The organism is Soonwooa buanensis (genome assembly GCF_900167905.1).
In the GTDB taxonomy this organism is placed as follows: Bacteria; Bacteroidota; Bacteroidia; order Flavobacteriales; family Weeksellaceae; genus Soonwooa; species Soonwooa buanensis.
The window spans coordinates 248,213-265,862 of the sequence record NZ_FUYZ01000001.1 but is presented as its reverse complement, the minus strand read 5'-3'; the positions used below and the strand labels follow the sequence as shown (position 1 = coordinate 265,862).

Below are 17,650 nucleotides of genomic sequence, written 5' to 3'. Positions count from 1 at the left end.
TAATTTGTATTTTTATAACATGAGAAAAATAGTTTTAGTTTTTGTAACGTTTTTGGCGATTGGTTTTAAAGCTCAGGATTTTAAAGCTTTTCAGTTTTATGATAAATCAGGAAAAGAAATTAAAACTGAAAAAATGATAAAATCCCTTTTGGATTACGATATCATTTTGTTTGGAGAGTTTCATAATAATTCCATTAATCATTGGTTGCAATTGCGTTTGACAGAAGCTTTGTTTGAAAAAAATAAAAATTTAATTCTCGGTGCAGAGATGTTTGAGCGCGATAATCAATCGGGACTTAATCAATATTTGGCAGGGAAATTAGATTCAAAAAAGTTGAAAGATTCTGTTCGACTTTGGAATAATTTCACCACCGATTATCAACCGCTTTTAGATTTTGCTAAATCAAAAAAGCTAGAATTTATCGCTACAAATATTCCTCGAAAATTTGCTTCTCAGGTTTCAAAACAAGGTTTGGAATCTCTAAATCAACTTCCAGATTCTGACAAAATTAACATTGCAAAACTTCCTATTAATGTGACTTTGGACACGCCGGGTTATCCCGAAATGAAAGCCATGATGGGCGATCACGCTGATGAAATGAAAGTCATGAATTTTGTAGCTGCACAAGCGGTGAAAGACGCAACAATGGCAGAATCTATTCTTAAATCTTGGACGTCTGGAAAGCTTTTTCTGCATTACAACGGAAATTATCATAGTAAAGAATATGGCGGAATTTTTTGGTATTTGAAGAAAGCAAATCCGAGTCTTAAAGTTGCGGTTATAAGCGTTGTCGAAAGCGAATCCAAAGATTTAAGTTTTCCTAAAAAAGATGTTGTCCCGACAGAATTTAATTTGATTTTGCCATCCGATATGACAAAAACTTATTAAATTTATCTTCAAAAAACTATGAAAACACTTTTACTACTTGTTGCGGTTTCTCTTAATTGTTGGGTTTTTGGACAAAAATACACAGCGTCCGAAATTAAATTAATCAATTCCAACGATAAAAATTCGGCGCTTCCAATTTATCAAACAACCGATGAACATCAACATTCGGTTTTATTATCGATGTCAAAACATGTTAATCCAAAAGATCCGCATACGGCGACTTTGGTCAATCGTATGAAGTTGGCGTTATTGGCGACAGACGGCGGTGTTGGGATTGCTGCGCCACAAGTTGGTGTTAACCGAAATGTGATTTGGGTGCAACGTTTTGATAAAGAAGGAAATCCACTAGAGTATTTTCTGAATCCTAAGATTCTTTGGAAATCTGCTATTCTTAACTTCGGTCCAGAAGGCGATTTGTCGATTCCGGATTTTAGAGATATGTTTTATAGAAGCCAAGTCATTCAGTTAGAATATTGGGATTTGTCGGGTAAGAAAACCACCGAAATTGTCGAAGGCTTCACAGCGGTTATTTTCCAACACGAGATCGATCATTTATCAGGAATTTTAATTCAAGACAAGAGCAAAAACGAGACAGATTCTAATATTATTAAAGTTGACGCTTTCAAAAGATTGCCATTATAATCGAAACTGCACGAAATTTGCAACGTCCTAAAAAAGATTTTTTAACTTAAAATATTATAAACTATGCGATTAATTATCAATTTACTTATTACCGCTGTATCAGCGTTTTTGTTAAGCAAAATTTTGTCGGGCGTACATTTTCAGGATTTCACATCGACGATTATTTTTGCTGTAGTTTTAGGGATTCTTAATATGTTGGTTCGTCCAATTTTAGCGATTTTGTCGTTACCAATTACGATCTTAACTTTAGGACTTTTCTCGTTGGTTATCAATGCCGTTATGATTTTGCTTTGTGACCATTTTATGGACAGTATGACGGTTGATGGCTTTGGCTGGGCGTTTATCTTCAGTATTCTATTGTCGATTGTAACAGCAGTTTTCGGCGCTTTATTCTCGAAAGATTAATTTTTAAAACATAAAAAATAAGAAATCCGTAGTTTTTTGCTACGGATTTTTTTTGTTTATAAAATGACTTTCTTCCAAGAAATGACTTCTACACCTTTTGAATAGTGAGTCAAATCTGGTTGTCGGTTGGTAAAGTCAATGGTTCCAAATTTATATTTTGTTTCTAAATTTTCAATTTTGACATCATTAATTTCCCATTCTTTATGATGAATGTCGTAACGGATATTTTGTCCTTTATGTTGCAAATACAGACAATATCGCTCTGTAAGCCAAAGATCGAGATTCGTTTTTTGTTTTAAAGGATTTCCTATTTCGTAGTCGATGTGGAGTTTTAGATTTTTTGAATCGAGTTGAGAATCATATTGTCCATAACTTCTTCTCATATTTGCTTTTTGATAGGGAAGCCCCGAAAGTTCTTTCGCTACCAAACAAGACAATAGTTTTTGCCCTTCGATATTAATGAAGAAAACGCCTTTTTTGCCATCGTTTTCGATATAAGTTCGAGTATTAACTTCATCAAAATTTGATAAAAAAGAAAGCGATGGCAACAATCTTGGACGGATTTTTTCCATGGTGAAAGCAACAATAGAAATGTAATAATCACCATCAATTTGGTCTAAATTAAAAACCTCTGGTACCAATTTTCTCAAGCTTTCATAATCGACTTTCCAATGCAGAAAAACTGCGCGATTCCATTCTTGATAATACTGAAATTCCCCTTGTGGCAAAGGATATGGACGATGTTGAATATCTGATAATAAGGATTTGATGTTACTCAATTGGTCAAATTTTTAAGAAGACTTTTTATTGATGAGTAAATATACGGGTAATCCTATCAATATCAAACCTAATCCAGGCCAAGTGTATTGCGGTTTATAAATAAACAAAAGTACACAAAACGAAATGCCGATTATTAAATAAATGGCCGGTGTAATAGGGTAGAGCCAAGTTTTGTAGCCGCGTTCTAGATTCGGTTTTTTAATTCTGAGATAGATAACACCAAAAACGGTTAGCATGTAAAATAAAACAATTACAAACGAAATCATATCTAGCAAATCGCCGTATTGACCGCTAAGACAAAGCAAACTTGCCCAAATACCTTGCATCCATAGCGAATTGGCGGGAACATTAAAACGATTATTTTTGATAGCTGCTTTTAAAAATAAACCATCTTTTGCCATGGTTTGGAAAACACGCGCACCAGCGAGGATAATTCCGTTAACACATCCAAAAGTCGAAATCATCACCAAAACAGCCATAATAATTGTCCCTGCATTTCCGAAGATTTTTTCTGCTGAAGCGACAGCAACACGATCGTTGGCTGCAAAAGCGATTTCGTCACGGGTTAATGTGTTGAGATAAACGAGATTGACTAAAAGATACAAAATCATAACAGATGTCGTCCCAATAATCATGGCACGAACAACATTTTTGCGCGGATTTTCTATTTCACCAGAGACAAAAGTTACGTTTTCCCAAGCGACAGAACTAAATACAGATCCTACCATTGCCGCTGCAATGCCGCCAAGAACTGTGGTTCCAGAGATTGGAAGCCAGCTAGCTGATTCTTTGTGACCATTAATTTCAGTTCCGAAATTTTGAAAAGCTTCCCACCCAAATTGAAAGTTACTCATCAATTGAGAATGTTCAACCAAAATAAATCCTAAAGCAATCAATCCTAAAAGCGCAATAATTTTGGAAGACGTGAAAATATTTTGAAGCATTTTTCCGCTTTGTACGCCTCTAGTATTGATAAAACTTAGTAAAAGTATAATTGCGATTGCAAGAATTTGTATCCACGTAATTTTGAAACTTCCGCTTTGGAAAAGTGGTGTGGCATCATTAAGACTTGGGATGAGATAGGCTGTGAATTTTCCAAAAGCGACAGCAACAGCGGCGATTGTTCCGGTTTGGATAACTGTAAACAATCCCCAACCATAAAGAAAACCCATCATTTTTCCGAAAATCTCGGTGATGTAAGTGTATTGTCCTCCAGCTTTCGGAAACATGGCTGACAATTCGCCGTAGCTGATTGCTGCAGCAATTGTCATAAGGGCGGTCAACAACCAAACGACAATTAGCCAATAACCCGAACCGAGATTCCGCATGATATCGGAGCTTACAATGAAGATGCCGCTCCCGATCATAGATCCCATGACAATCATGGTGGCGTCCCAAAGTTTTAGTTTCTTTTCCATAGTTTTATTTGAATCAAATATATAAAAGTCTACATAAAAACTAATGAACTAATAGAAAGTTTATCTTTTTTATAAGCGAAAATATCTTATGTTGTTAATAATGAATTTTGTAGAAGTGTTCAATATTTTAAAGATTTCGTAATGTTCTACTGAACGATAAATCCTAAATTTGAGGGAGATAAGACAATAATCATGGAGTTAGAATACAAAAACCACGAAAGTCCCATCCTGAAAGATGGCATTAAAAATTATTTAATCGATATCGACGGAACGATAACAGATGATATCCCAAACGAGGAACCCGAAAGAATGTCAACTTGTTTGCCTTTCCTTGACGCTTTGGAAACCATCAACAAATGGTACGACGAAGGTCACCAAATTTGCTTTTTCACGTCCAGAACGGAAGATCTGAAAGCGATAACAGAAGAATGGCTTAATCGTCATGGTTTTAAATATCACAGTATTCTGTGCGGGAAACCGCGTGGTGGAAATTACCACTGGATTGATAATCATCTTGTGAAAGCAACGCGCTACAAAGGGAAATTTACAGATCTTGTAGAGAAAAATGTGAGCATTCAGGTTTTTAAAGATTAAACTTAAATAATCAACGAAGTAGTATCTCTAGCCCCGATGGAAGCGGCATCCTTTGGGGCGAGGTGAGGCGGCGGAGCGTAGCGGAGCCGTCCGAGACTCGCACTAAAGATAGAGCTGAGAGCGGGATTAGCTCCTAAAAATAATTATCAATTTTAAATAATAAATCAATAAAAATAAATGAAAGTATTAGCAAACGATGGTTTGACACAAAGTGGGATTGACGCGCTGACAGCGAAGTCTTATGAAGTGATTACAACAAAAGTGAATCAAGAGGATTTGGCGGATTTTATCAATCGTGAAAACGTGAAAGTGCTTTTGGTGCGTAGCGCAACAAAGGTTCGAAAAGATTTGATTGACGCTTGTCCCAATTTGGAAATTATAGGTCGTGGTGGCGTTGGTATGGATAATATCGATGTCGAATATGCACGCGAGAAAGGTGTACATGTGATTAATACGCCTGCGGCTTCGTCTGAGTCTGTTGCCGAATTGGTGTTTGCACATCTTTTTGCAGGATGTCGATTTTTGCAAGTTTCGAATCGTGCGATGCCAACGGAAGGTCAAACGAATTTTAATGCGTTGAAAAAAGCCTACGAAAAAGGTGTTGAACTTCGCGGTAAAACCATTGGTATTGTCGGGATTGGACGTATTGGGCAAGAGGTAGCGAGAATTGCGCTTGGTCTTGGTATGAAGGTTATTGCGTCGGATACTAGAATCGGAAAAGCAAGCGTTCGTGTTGATTTTTACAACAAACAATTTATAAATGTCGAGATCGAAACCGAACCATTGGATCAATTAATTTCTCACGCTGATTTTATCACACTGCACGTCCCAGCGCAAGATGGCGCTATTATTGGCAAGCGTGAAATCGATATGATGAAAACAGATGCTGCAATTGTTAATTGTGCTCGTGGTGGCGTTGTTGATGAGGAAGCTTTGTTGGAAGCATTAGACGCAGGGAAGTTATCTTTTGCTGGACTTGACGTTTTTGAAAATGAACCAACGCCTTCAGAAAAAGTTTTGCAACATCCAAAAATATCGCTAACGCCGCATACTGGCGCATCTACAGAGGAAGCGCAGGATAGGATAGGGACAAGCCTCGCAGAACAAATAGATAGTATTTTTCATGCTAAATAACATTATGAAAACTCAGTTATTTCGGCTGAGTTTTTCTTTTTGCAGAATGGGATAATTCCTTATTTTTGAGGCATGAAAAGAAAGGTTTTAATCATCTACACAGGTGGAACGATTGGGATGGAGAAAGATTATGCGACGGGAAGTCTTGTTCCTTTTGATTTTTCAAATATTTTTAAACGTATGCCCGAAATGAACCTTATGGAATGTGAGGTTTCGGTAAAGTCTTTTGACTACCCTGTAGACTCTTCGGATATGGGACCAAAACAATGGCAAGGCATCGCAAAAATTGTTCAAGAAAATTATGAAGCTTTTGATGGATTTGTGATTCTTCATGGGACAGATACGATGTCGTATACGGCTTCTGCACTTAGTTTTATGCTTAAAAATCTTGGGAAACCTGTTGTGCTAACGGGTTCTCAATTACCAATTGGTGATCTAAGGACAGATGCTAAAGAAAACCTTTTGACAAGTCTTTACTACGCGAGTCTTTACGAAAACGACGAAGCGGTGATACAAGAAGTGACTTTGTATTTTGAATACAAATTGTTGCGTGGCAATCGAAGTTTAAAATTCTCGGCAGAATATTTTGATGCTTATCAAAGTCCAAATTATTCTATTCTTGGGCAATCTGGTGTTCATCTAAATATTGATAAAGATAGTCTTCTCAAACCAAAATCTACCAATTTTGAAATCGATCTACATCTTGATGAAAATGTTTTGTTTTGGAGAATTTTCCCAGGAATGAACTTCGATTTTTTGTTAGAAGTAACTTCCGTTAAGGTTATTATTCTTCAAGTTTTTGGGTCAGGAACTATTTTTAATAACGAAAAAACAGAACGTGTTTTAAGAGAGCTTCGTCAACGTAAAGTTGAGATTATTGTCATCAGCCAATGCGTGTCGGGCGGGATTAGTTTTGGGAAGTATAGCAATAGCAATATTTTTAGCCAAGTTGGCGCAATTAATGGAAAAGATATGACCGCTGAAGCTGCGATTACAAAGTCCATGCACTTGCTAAATAATCCTCGATACAAAACTAATTTTGCAGAATTATTTGATGAGGATATTTGTGGCGAAGTCACGAAAGATTTCCACTAATATTAGGTGAAATCAAATATTTAACTATATTTGCAAACTATTACAGAAGGGTGTCCGAGTGGTTGAAGGAGCCAGCCTGGAAAGTTGGTATAGGGGTAACTCTATCGAGGGTTCGAATCCCTTCTCTTCTGCTTATAAAACCGCTACTATGGCGGTTTTTATTGTTTTTATACTCTTTGTGATTTTATTTTCTATATTTGAAAATATGACAAATAAATGGTAGAAATGTTCTAAGTTTTCACACTAAATATTTATTTAATCTATTCTAAACTTTTTGTTGCCAGTGTTTGAGGGCTTTTTTTATTTCTGAAACTTCGTAATCATTAAGGTTTTGCTCAAGTTTATAACTTAAAAAATCGATAATCGTTTTTATTTGGAGACTATTTAAAAGTTGAAATTGAATTTCTTTATACTCACTTTGTAGATCGTTAGTTAATATAAATACAACATCAGGAGCATCAAATAATTCTTCTTTGCAAATGTCCTTTTCCAACACATCAAAAATTAGAAATTGCGCTAGTAAAAATCGCATTCCTTTTGCATCTACAAAGGACAAAGAAGTGCCGGCTAATGCAATGTCTCGATACGGAATCTGATGCCAATTTTCGCGTTCATCTTTATTACGAAGATCCAAAATTTGTTTTTCGTCTGCATAATTGTCGATGCCTTGCGCTTCCCATAATCCAATGCCATCTTCGAGTTTTACATCGGCAAAAGCTAGTTTAATTTTTTCAACAAGTTCGTTATTCATAGAAAACTTTTAAAAATAAAGTTTTTGTCGTTGATAAATGGATTTGTAGTCATCACATATTTGAAAAGAAAATTGCAAAAAATATTATCGTTGCTAATGTAAGAACAGCAATGCCAGAAAGAACAAAGCTAAGAAAATAATAAAGTCCACTTTTAGTTTTCTTTTGAACTTTGTTGATGATAAAAACTATGATAAGGGCGATAAATCCCGAGCAAAAGAAGATTAGTAAGGCTAATAGGATTAACGCACCTTCGATGTCTATGTTTGCAGATGATAACATAATGATGTTTTATTTTAGCTAAGGTAAGATTGATTTGTCGTAAAGCTAGTAATGTATACAAAACAAAACGCACCAAAAGAAAAGTTAGTGCGTTTTGCTATTCTATATCTATTTAAAAAAGAGTTTATTTAAAAATAAAATTATAGCCTAAGTTAATAGATCCTGCAGTAAAGTTTTGTTTTGATATAGCTTCGTTTCCGTTATGGTCGGTGTAATAATAATTGGCTTTATTAGAGAAAGTTTGTAAACCTAAATACAATTCTCCTGAACCTAATTGATAACCCACTTTTGGATAAGTGTAAAAACCTCCTTTGCCTTCATTTCTTATCGAAATAGCATATCCAAGATCGAGATCAATAAAGAATTTGGATTTCGGGATGATATATTGTCCTTTTGCTGCAATCGGAATATAACCAGCATCAGTCCCAAATTTCTTTACGAAAAAATGGCTATATCCAGACGCTGCTCCGATTTTGAAACTAGGAGATAGTGTGTGTAAATACGAGATATTAGCACCTAGGTTTAAAGATGACACATCAGAAACATCCATCATTGGAATCCCAATATGCGCTCCAACCGAAAACTGACTTTGTGCGTAGTTAAGACTTGCGAACAAGCCTAAAGCAAGAAGAGAAATTTTTTTCATGTAAAAATATTTATGATTTTTGATTCTTGCTAAAATATATTTAATTAAAATATTGTGCAAGCTTATTTTTTTACTAAACTAATATTCTCAGAAATTGAGTAATTGAAATTTATAATTTTGTTCATTTTTTCAGAATTTGGATAGTTTTTAATTTGAGAACGGTTAACATCTGAGTAAATAAAAATTTGAGATTTTCCTATTTTAAGATATTTTAGACTGAAAAAAGATTGGATAACGGCTTCTTTGTTTTCGTCGTCATATCGCAGAATATAGCCCAAAATATTATTGTTTTCTTGTTTTACTAAAAACATATTGGGATTGTCTTTGATGTATTTTTCAATGTCAAAATTCGCGGGATCTGTAGACACCCAAATCGTAAGTTGATCTAGTCCATAATCTTCTCCAGAATGCTCGATGTCATAGATTTTAGAATCTTTTCTGAAAGTCCCAATTTTGATATCATTGAATTTTTCATTTTTTATGTCGCCGCTTTCTCGCAATTCGATTTGATCAGGAATAAGAAGTTCAATTTTTTCTGATTTGTCGATAAGAATTGAAACTTCTTTTTGCGGAAATTTTTTGGTTGGTTCTAGATGTATAGGTGGATTTTTCTTTAGTTCTTCTTTAAGAGTAGTCATTTTTTGTGCAATTTCTTTTCGTTCAGCAGCGGCTTTTGCAAGGTCTTTATCGTAATCTTCCTTGCTTCTTTTTTCAAATTCGATGATTGTGTTTTTAGAATCGGACGTCGTCATTTCATCCTTAAATTTGACAAGAAATGTATTTCCACTAAATTTTTGATCATACATTTCATAATATTCTTGATCCGTAATTTTGATTTGGTTTAAATTTTTAAAGTTTTTTAAATCGAGTTCAAATTTTGATGGAAGGTCAAATGATAGAGTATTGTTTTCTCTGATAAAATGGAAATTTTGTTTGAGAATTTCTTTCATGTAGATTCCATTTAGACCAAGGAATTCCTGTTTGTCTTCCCTGTATATGTCTTTAATTTTCCAATAGGTTTTGGACTCTTGCGCACAAGATTGTAACGAAAAGATTAATGCAAAGATTAGCGAAAATAGATTAATTTTTTTCATTTAGTTTTTAAGTGTTTTTTTTAAAATTACCAACCAGAGACGAGAAGATTTTTAGCCGACTTTAAAGATATTTTTTGGTATTTAGAGTAAGCTGTCGCAGCTCGATTCTGAATTGCAGAATTCTTTTCTTTATTCATTAAGCTTTTTTTCTCTTGTTGTAATGATAGTTGCGCTTTTTTTAATATATTTTCTGCTTTTGCTTGAATGCTTTTTGGTAACTTTTTATAGTTCTCATCTTTCTCAACTTTATATTTGTCTTCTGGTTGATATGGAATCCAAGCTGTGATTTTTGATTTTACAAAATTTTTATCATTTTTTGAATAAACGATAATTTTTAAAGGTTTGGCGTCCAATCCATCCGAAGTTTCGAAATAGGTTAAATAAAACTCAGGACTTTTGTTTTTGTCTACATCTTCAGCAACGCAATAATCCAGTAAATAAGAAGGTTCTGAAAGTGGACCTGCAAAATCTTTAAAAGTGATAAGCTCCAAAATTCCGCCGTGATCTTCAATGTAAAGTCCTGCATACAGATCTTTTGGATTTTCTGTTAAATAAGATTCGCCTTTAGATTTAGCTTCATTAAAATAAAATAAATAGCTTCCTTCTTTTTCTGCAAAGTAATTGAGAACTAAGACTGGATCGCCCTTCAATGGATTTCCTAAATCATCCAAAAGATCGATGTAAATGGGTTGCTTGGGCAAAATTCTTTGGATTTTATCTTGGGCGTGAGTCGTAAATGCGCTAAGGATTAATGTTAGATATAAAATTTTTTTCATGTAATATTTGTTATGTAGATTTAGTCGAAGTCCGTTAATGAATATCAAACTTAAATCACAGTTCCTCTATAACCAACCGATTTATCACGGATTTCGTATTCGTCACAGCAAAATATCTCTTGTTGTGTGGATTCTTGAGGATCTAAATCCATATATTCACCTTTGTTTTGAACTCTAAGATAGGCTTCTTTTTGATTTTTAAAGCATAAAACTGGCCCCATAAAACCTTGTCCATAAACCGAATAATCACCGTACAAACATCCATAGCAATTTTTGAAACGGTATTTTCCGTCAAATTGTTTTTGTAAGTTGTCAAAAATTAATTCCATGAATCCGTTTTTAGCTTCGAAGTAATTGTCATTTATTTTAAATCCAATTTTGGCTTCTTCATGCTTTTCGCTCAATTCAAAATGAAAATCCAAATCGACTTCGATTTCTTCCTTGGAGAGCATGTCAATAAGTCGTTGCTGAATCTTTAAGTCAAGTTGATAATTAGTTAACTCAAAATAATCTTGTCGTTTTACAATGTCAAAATTGGATAAATCTTCGTCCATGAAACTTTCTGCATTCTCCAATTCAAACGCATCCAAGTCGAATCCAGTAAATTTGAAATCTTTAACTTGAAAATTAAAATTTTCGAAATCGTTTAAAATTTCAATCGGATACGGCGTTGTGGATACGAGTAATTTCTCCGAATATATTGCGCCAACTTATGAAAAAAGTATGATAAAGGTTTTTTCGGATTTGGTTTTATTCAATGACAATAAGTATAAGTTTGTTGATAAGAAAACAGGCGCAACAGAAGATTATGTTGACTTAAATAATGCTTTGTACTGTAACAAAATTTATTACCAAGCTTTTGAAAAAGAAGGAAAAACTGTTTTAATTCCACTCGATACATCTAAGAAATTGGTTTTTAAAAAAAAGTACACAAGTGCGATTGGCGTTGAAGATGCTGTGATACTTGGAGATTCTAATCATTTTGATGTTTATATCAATCCTGATTTCCAAACACCAAAACTGAAAAATATTGCGGCAACAAATGTTTTGACTTCAAAAATGTTGAATAAAGCCATAAAAAAGACCGAAGAAGTAAGCGCTTTTTATGGTCTTGATAAGATACTTGTGTATGATTCAAAATTTAATCTTCTAAAAACTTATCCGAAAAAAGTAAATAATGAATCTAAAGTTAAGGAAGTTATAGCACCAAATTTTGTCGAGATGAAGGCTGAGAGCAATATGGCAACTATGGTTGTACCGCGTGAATTTTCAACAGAATCAAAAGATGATGTTACGATAATTACAAGCATTTCGTCGTCAGAAAGTTTTAGTATAAAAGGTAAATATAATATAAATGTTTACTTCATGGAAGGATCAGACTGGATTGAAATCATTAATGAAGAAACCAAGAAAAGCTATATTTTCAGAATAGATTTTTATAACAAGCAAAGACCTATCAGGAAGCTTTAGGATTAAAATTTTTATAGATGTGCGTTTTAAAAATTCGGAAAAGTTTTAATTTTCTTGTTGTACTTATTTTCATAATTAATGTTGTTCAACTTTGTTCGAATACATTTTTCTTCCAATAACAAAACCTACGAATGGAATAATAAACGAGCAAAAAATAATAAATATGATTGCAAGTGATTCGTTGATAGCTTCGATACGAGTTAGAAAAGGGTAGAGGTAGGAATTGATTGTATATTGGAATAAAACAACCAAAACCGAATCCGTACTTCCGCCGAAAATACTAAAACGTGCTCCTAAAACTTCAATGGCAAAAATGCTCGCCAAACCGAGAATCAAATTAAAAATACCAATCCAAAAGATGGATAATATTTTTTTCTGCTTTTTTGCATTGAGAAAACCTCCAAATGCAAGAAATAACATTTGAAGCAGGGAAAAGATAATTCCAAAAATCGGATGATCTTCGTAATGTAATAGAATACCAAATACACCAACTAGAATATTAATGATGTAGAAAATGATGACATAGTTTGCTTTTATTAGCATTTGATTTTTCTTTTGAGATTAGGTTAATAAATTTAGTATTAATATCTCGTTTAAAGGTTTATTTTCTTGTTTTAATTCGTATTTTAGCATAGTTTTATTAAGATTGTAAAATATGTTAAATTATTTACTCAAAATATATGCACTGCTGATACCAGATTTCCATTTTTAAAATATTGTTATTTCATTAAAAGTAAATTATTATTTATGAATTTTCAGGATAGAAAGTTAGTATAATTTGACGATTGTTGTGGCAGTTGACTTATGGCTTTCATATTTGAAATTTCAATATTTTCATTTTGACTTTTTGTTAAAATGATACATCTCAGTTTTGGCTTATTTGTTTTTATTTTGACATTAAATATGTTTAATTTTGATTTATAGTTTGTAATAAATGTTTATGATTATATAATTTATAATAATGAATACTTATTTACTTCAATTATTGAATTTTAAATATTTTGCTAAATGTCTTTTTGTTTGATCAAACATCTTTATGTTAAAAGTCTAAGAACTCTGAGGCGGAATTTTTAATACACAAAGTTTCTCCAATATTTATCTGCTTTCCGTTTTGACTTGAATTAGCGAAAGCCTCAAATTTTTTTATTAAGAGTTATGAAAACGAAATTTACTAATTATAAACAAGTATCCTTAACATTCTACATAGTCGCAATTATCACAAGTGTATTATTCTTGATTACATGTTTTGCTTACTTTTTTGAGAAGAGCATTTTTGTAGTTTGTATCGCTTTCGGATTATTTTTTATAAACTTGTTGAAACTTATCAAACTGAAATATCTCATCGTGGAAGTCAGCACTTTTGTGCTGACTGTTAAATATCGACATCCACTTAAAAAAGGACCGAATTTTCCTGTTTTGGATGTTCCTTTCGCTAATGTTTCATCATACGATTTGAGCTCTTTTTTATTATCCAATTATTTGTCGATAACGTTATCAACCTCTCATGGTAAGAAGAAGCTTCAGTACAAAATCGGTCAGCTATCTAAGGCTCAAAAGTTGTCTTTGGAAAAAACATTAAGTGGTATTGAGCTACACGAAGAAAAATGCTAATTACAAAAAAAGCCTCAACAAAGTTGAGGCTTAGATATTAAAATCGTTAAAATTATTTACCCAAATATGATTTTAGGATTTTGCTTCGCGAATTATGTTTCAGACGCTTGATGGCTTTTTCTTTAATCTGACGAACACGCTCTCTTGTAAGATCGAATGTTTCCCCGATTTCTTCCAAAGTCATAGGATGCTTACCACCCAGTCCAAAATACAATCTCACCAAATCAGCTTCTCTAGGCGTCAAAGTATTAAGAGCTCTTTCGATCTCAATCTGCAAAGATTCTAGCATTAGGTCTTTATCAGGACTAGGAGATTCTCCAGAACGCAAAACGTCGTATAGGTTAGAGTCTTCACCCTCAACAAGCGGAGCATCCATCGATAGGTGACGACCAGAGTTCTTCATAGACTCTTTAATATCGTCCTCGCTCATGTCAAGCACTTCAGCCAATTCTTCAGGAGAAGGTGGTCTTTCGTTCTCTTGCTCTAGGTGCGCGTAGGCTTTGTTAATTTTGTTGATAGAACCGATTTTGTTCAACGGAAGTCTTACAATTCTCGATTGCTCAGCCAAAGCTTGCAAGATAGATTGTCTAATCCACCATACCGCATAAGAGATAAATTTGAAACCTCTAGTTTCGTCATAACGTTTAGCAGCTTTCATTAAGCCCAAGTTGCCCTCATTGATAAGATCCGGAAGAGAAAGACCTTGGTTTTGGTATTGCTTAGATACGGATACTACGAAACGAAGGTTGGCTTTAATAAGTTTTTCCAATGCAGCTCTATCGCCGGCGCGGATACGTTGTGCCAAATCTACTTCTTCGTCAGCCGTGATCAATTCTACTTTACCAATTTCCTGTAGATATTTGTCTAGCGAAGCGGTTTCCCTGTTGGTAACCTGTTTTGTAATTTTTAACTGTCTCATTATAAAATCACTCAATGTAGAGTTCTATTATATTATACGAAGAAGTTTGCCAAAAGGTTACAAACAATTTACTTTAACTATTAATTATTATTTTTTAAGAGCCTGTTTAAATTTTATTACTAAAATTTTTATAGATAATTTGGGACGGATTTTTTGCTTCATATTTGAAGCTTTATCGGGATAAATCAAAAGTATGAAGTGAAAAATAGGTTCAAAGTGGCATCAAAATTTAGTAAAGAAGGTGTGAATATTTAAAAAAAATCTTTCGGCAAAATTTTTAAACAGGCTCTAAGGGCGTCTTAACCAGCTGTCACTAGTCGCTGCGTCGCGCCAAAACTCTTGCCCATACCTGCGGCGCGAGCTCCAACATGCCGTTCCATCTGGGACGCGGACAACGGATAATTTTTAAAATTTAAGTAATGAATTATGAATTATGAATTATGAATTTATAATTCATAAAATATTTAGACAAGAAAGCCTTTCAGGGTTTCAAACCCTGAAAGGCTTAATGAAATTCGTGTTATTTATTTTAGCTAAGTTCTTCCGTTAGCTAATCTTAAAAGAAATCCTTCCTTGTATTAAACATAGTTGATAAGATTGTTTTAAAAAGACATTCAAAATTTGGGAAGTTTGAAGGGCTTAAGGAGGTAGATTTAGTTAAATTGAAATCTATCCACAATAAGGTAATAGCTACATAAGAACAAATCCTAATTCTCAAATTATAAATCCAAAGTCCAAAACAAAACCCACAAATCCCTAGCCCTGATTGAGCGGCATGTGTGAGCTCGTTACAAAAAATATGGCCAAAAACTTGGCTTTGTAACAGCGAGTAGCGAAAGCAGGTTCTCGGCTTCTAAAAATTTTAATGCTGAAAATCAAGGAGTTAAATATGCTGCTAAAAATATTTTACTACTTTGTATTGCATAATACCAAACTTAATACATATCTTTGCTATGTAATATTACTTAAACTGCGTAGAAAAGCTAAGTCGCTTTTCGAGAATAACGATCATTAATAATCATAAAACACTATGAATACAGAAAATACAAAAGCGCAAATGCGTAAAGGCATTCTGGAGTTCTGTATTTTGAGCCTTATTCAGAGTCGAGAAATGTATGTCTCGGATCTGATTGACGAACTCAAAAAAGGAAAACTGGATGTGGTAGAAGGCACGCTCTACCCGTTACTAACCAGATTGAAAAATGGAGAATTCCTTAACTACCGTTGGGAAGAATCTACAAGCGGACCACCAAGAAAGTATTATCAAATTACCGAAAAAGGTAGTCTTTTCTTGAAAGAATTACAAAATACTTGGAACGAACTGACAGAGTCGGTTAACCAAATTACAAAACCACAATAACACTAAAACTATGAACAAGACATTATCAATAGCACTCGCAGGATTTTCCTTCATCATTGATGAGCATGCTTATATAAAACTTAGCGACTATCTTAATGCGTTGCGTAGTTCTCTAGATGCAACCGAAGCGGACGAAGTGATGCATGACATCGAGATCCGTATGGTCGAAATCTTCAAAGAAAGCCTTGGCAAAAGAGAAGTTATTAACGATATCGATGTTGAAAAAGTGATTGCCCAAATCGGCACACCAGAACAAATCGACGAGCAAGAAGAAGCTTACTTTTCTGAAAGTAAACAAAATAATCAAAAATCTAGATCTAACTTTAGTAGAAATGTTAACGGACAAAGACAGCTTTTCCGTGATCCAGGTCAACAAAAAATAGCTGGTGTTTGTGCTGGTTTAGCAGAATATTTTGGACTAGACGTTACATGGATGCGACTAATCTGGGTTGGTGCTTTTATCCTACTTTGGGTAGCGCCAGGATCTTCTCTTTTGGTTGTATTATTATACGGAATCCTTTGGATGGTGCTTCCAAAAGCAGAATCGGCTTCAGATTATCTAAAGCTAAAAGGGAAACCACTTAATTTTGACAACTTAAAAGAAGAGTCTGGTAAGATTGTACAGTTCGCGAACGAGTCAACACAACGCGTTGGCGAAATCTACGACAACAACAAACAAAGCATTAACAATGCTGGAAGCAGCATCTGGAATGTTCTTAAATATGTTGTAGGCGTTTTCGCAATACTTTGTACGGCTGGATCTTTCATTGGATTGTTTGCGATTTTCGCAGCTTTTAATACTGGAAGTTTTAACGTTGGTGATAACTTGTCTTTCTATCTACAAGAAAACAATATGTCTTACCTAATGTTGGCTTTGGCTGGGATCCCAGTTTTAATGTGTGGTATTTGCTTTTTGTTATTGGCGATTAAGATTTTTTCTCCGAAATCAAAATTCAATTATGTTGGGACTTTCATGGCGATTTTAGGACTTATTTGGTTAGGTGTAGTTGGAGTTTTTGCATACAGTGCAATTTCTGTAGAAAATCAATTTGAAGGTCATAATGAAGAGACTGAGAATGTATCGATTAATTCAAAATCTGACAGTCTTTTTGTAGGAAGTAAAAATGTGACAATTCCACAACAATTCAAAGGTTATTGGGGAAGAATCTACTCTGACAAAAAAGTTATCTACAAGCAAGATTATCCAAGTGTTGAAGTTATTAGAAAAGACAACGTAACAACGCCATATCTTATCATTAAAAAAGATGGTGAAGGTTATAACACGCCGCTTAGGATGTCAGTTCCGGTAGAAGTTGTTGGCAATAGAATTTTGTTACCTAATTATTTCTCTTATCCGTATGATTACAGATTCAGAAGTTATAGAGTGGATTACGAATTGGTTGTTCCTAAAAGTATGAAAATCATCAAAGAGCATGGTAACGACGTTAGTTTCCGCGGAGACATTGATGATGACAACAATCCAGACAGCAGCGACAGCCAAGATTTTGATTACGACAACTACTCAAACGGGAATAATAACAATAACGGAATTAGCATTGAGAAGAATAAAATCAAAATTAACGGAAACACGATTGAGTACAATTCTAATGATGACGACCATGTAAGAATCAACGGAAAAAGATACCATATCGACAGTGCTGACGCAGTTTTAGACAAACTTAATATTGATAAAACAGAACTTAACGATCTTGACATTAATATTAAAGATGGCAAAAAAGAAGTGACAATAAAAGCAACTAAATAATGAAATCTACTTTTTAGTTAT

At 34.0% G+C, this 17,650-nt stretch carries 20 protein-coding genes and 1 tRNA gene; 11 read left to right on the top strand and 10 right to left on the bottom strand.

Features of this window, described 5'->3' with window-relative positions; translation table 11 throughout:
• Positions 1 to 19: 19 nt before the first annotated feature.
• The 3 genes from B5X62_RS01300 to B5X62_RS01290 all read left to right on the top strand — a co-directional run bounded on the left by B5X62_RS01300 (position 20) and on the right by B5X62_RS01290 (position 1,936).
• Entirely contained in the window at positions 20 to 889 is an 870-nt protein-coding gene (locus tag B5X62_RS01300; RefSeq protein ID WP_079665577.1) for a ChaN family lipoprotein, read from the top strand.
• 18 nt (positions 890 to 907) lie between these two features.
• Positions 908 to 1,531 (top strand): peptide deformylase, encoded by a 624-nt coding sequence (locus tag B5X62_RS01295; RefSeq protein WP_079665576.1) that lies wholly within the window; start codon positions 908 to 910, stop codon positions 1,529 to 1,531.
• A 63-nt stretch (positions 1,532 to 1,594) separates the two neighbouring features.
• Positions 1,595 to 1,936 (top strand): phage holin family protein, encoded by a 342-nt coding sequence (locus tag B5X62_RS01290; RefSeq protein WP_079665575.1) that lies wholly within the window; start codon positions 1,595 to 1,597, stop codon positions 1,934 to 1,936.
• Between the two features lie 56 nt (positions 1,937 to 1,992).
• On the opposite strand, the gene B5X62_RS01285 is transcribed toward B5X62_RS01290, so the two are convergent.
• Entirely contained in the window at positions 1,993 to 2,715 is a 723-nt protein-coding gene (locus B5X62_RS01285) for a YqjF family protein (RefSeq protein WP_079665574.1), read from the bottom strand.
• 12 nt (positions 2,716 to 2,727) lie between these two features.
• On the bottom strand, positions 2,728 to 4,134 hold the full coding sequence (locus B5X62_RS01280) for an APC family permease (protein WP_079665573.1): 1,407 nt from the start codon (positions 4,132 to 4,134) through the stop codon (positions 2,728 to 2,730).
• Positions 4,135 to 4,326: 192 nt separating this feature from the next.
• On the opposite strand from B5X62_RS01280, the gene B5X62_RS01275 reads away from it, so the two are divergent.
• From B5X62_RS01275 to B5X62_RS01260, 4 genes are all read left to right on the top strand, one after another.
• Positions 4,327 to 4,728, top strand: a complete 402-nt coding sequence (locus B5X62_RS01275) for an LNS2 domain-containing protein (protein ID WP_079665572.1) — start codon at positions 4,327 to 4,329, stop codon at positions 4,726 to 4,728.
• 177 nt (positions 4,729 to 4,905) lie between these two features.
• Positions 4,906 to 5,862 carry a D-2-hydroxyacid dehydrogenase gene (locus tag B5X62_RS01270; protein WP_079665571.1) on the top strand — a complete coding sequence of 319 codons (957 nt, stop codon included), beginning with the start codon at positions 4,906 to 4,908 and terminating at the stop codon, positions 5,860 to 5,862.
• Positions 5,863 to 5,934: 72 nt separating this feature from the next.
• A complete protein-coding gene (locus B5X62_RS01265; RefSeq protein WP_079665570.1) occupies positions 5,935 to 6,957 on the top strand; it encodes an asparaginase in 1,023 nt (340 codons plus the stop codon).
• Positions 6,958 to 7,001: 44 nt separating this feature from the next.
• A tRNA-Ser gene (locus B5X62_RS01260) sits at positions 7,002 to 7,088 on the top strand.
• Positions 7,089 to 7,222: 134 nt separating this feature from the next.
• Here the strand turns inward: B5X62_RS01260 and B5X62_RS01255 are convergent.
• The 6 genes from B5X62_RS01255 to B5X62_RS01230 form a co-directional block, all read right to left on the bottom strand.
• Positions 7,223 to 7,708 (bottom strand): DUF6714 family protein, encoded by a 486-nt coding sequence (locus B5X62_RS01255; RefSeq protein ID WP_079665569.1) that lies wholly within the window; start codon positions 7,706 to 7,708, stop codon positions 7,223 to 7,225.
• A gap of 52 nt (positions 7,709 to 7,760) precedes the next feature.
• Positions 7,761 to 7,988: a hypothetical protein gene (locus tag B5X62_RS01250; protein ID WP_079665568.1), complete on the bottom strand. Its 228-nt coding sequence runs from the start codon at positions 7,986 to 7,988 to the stop codon at positions 7,761 to 7,763.
• A gap of 124 nt (positions 7,989 to 8,112) precedes the next feature.
• Complete coding sequence (locus tag B5X62_RS01245) at positions 8,113 to 8,634, bottom strand: hypothetical protein (RefSeq protein WP_079665567.1); 522 nt, start codon at positions 8,632 to 8,634, stop codon at positions 8,113 to 8,115.
• Positions 8,635 to 8,696: 62 nt separating this feature from the next.
• A complete protein-coding gene (locus B5X62_RS01240) occupies positions 8,697 to 9,728 on the bottom strand; it encodes a hypothetical protein (protein ID WP_079665566.1) in 1,032 nt (343 codons plus the stop codon).
• A gap of 26 nt (positions 9,729 to 9,754) precedes the next feature.
• Complete coding sequence (locus tag B5X62_RS01235) at positions 9,755 to 10,504, bottom strand: hypothetical protein (protein ID WP_185116702.1); 750 nt, start codon at positions 10,502 to 10,504, stop codon at positions 9,755 to 9,757.
• Positions 10,505 to 10,554: 50 nt separating this feature from the next.
• Positions 10,555 to 11,157, bottom strand: a complete 603-nt coding sequence (locus tag B5X62_RS01230; protein ID WP_245797130.1) for a DUF6304 family protein — start codon at positions 11,155 to 11,157, stop codon at positions 10,555 to 10,557.
• A gap of 19 nt (positions 11,158 to 11,176) precedes the next feature.
• Between B5X62_RS01230 and B5X62_RS01225 the strand changes: the two genes are divergently transcribed.
• Entirely contained in the window at positions 11,177 to 11,974 is a 798-nt protein-coding gene (locus B5X62_RS01225; protein ID WP_079665564.1) for a hypothetical protein, read from the top strand.
• 75 nt (positions 11,975 to 12,049) lie between these two features.
• On the opposite strand, the gene B5X62_RS01220 is transcribed toward B5X62_RS01225, so the two are convergent.
• On the bottom strand, positions 12,050 to 12,517 hold the full coding sequence (locus tag B5X62_RS01220; protein ID WP_079665563.1) for a hypothetical protein: 468 nt from the start codon (positions 12,515 to 12,517) through the stop codon (positions 12,050 to 12,052).
• A gap of 612 nt (positions 12,518 to 13,129) precedes the next feature.
• On the opposite strand from B5X62_RS01220, the gene B5X62_RS01215 reads away from it, so the two are divergent.
• A complete protein-coding gene (locus B5X62_RS01215) occupies positions 13,130 to 13,585 on the top strand; it encodes a hypothetical protein (protein WP_079665562.1) in 456 nt (151 codons plus the stop codon).
• Positions 13,586 to 13,637: 52 nt separating this feature from the next.
• Here B5X62_RS01215 and B5X62_RS01210 read toward each other — a convergent pair whose 3' ends face one another.
• Positions 13,638 to 14,504, bottom strand: a complete 867-nt coding sequence (locus B5X62_RS01210) for a sigma-70 family RNA polymerase sigma factor (RefSeq protein WP_079665561.1) — start codon at positions 14,502 to 14,504, stop codon at positions 13,638 to 13,640.
• A gap of 1,030 nt (positions 14,505 to 15,534) precedes the next feature.
• Between B5X62_RS01210 and B5X62_RS01205 the strand changes: the two genes are divergently transcribed.
• Together B5X62_RS01205 and B5X62_RS01200 are read left to right on the top strand one after the other, a co-directional pair.
• Positions 15,535 to 15,864 carry a PadR family transcriptional regulator gene (locus B5X62_RS01205; protein ID WP_079665560.1) on the top strand — a complete coding sequence of 110 codons (330 nt, stop codon included), beginning with the start codon at positions 15,535 to 15,537 and terminating at the stop codon, positions 15,862 to 15,864.
• Between the two features lie 10 nt (positions 15,865 to 15,874).
• Positions 15,875 to 17,629 carry a PspC domain-containing protein gene (locus tag B5X62_RS01200; RefSeq protein WP_079665559.1) on the top strand — a complete coding sequence of 585 codons (1,755 nt, stop codon included), beginning with the start codon at positions 15,875 to 15,877 and terminating at the stop codon, positions 17,627 to 17,629.
• The last annotated feature ends 21 nt before the right edge of the window (positions 17,630 to 17,650 follow it).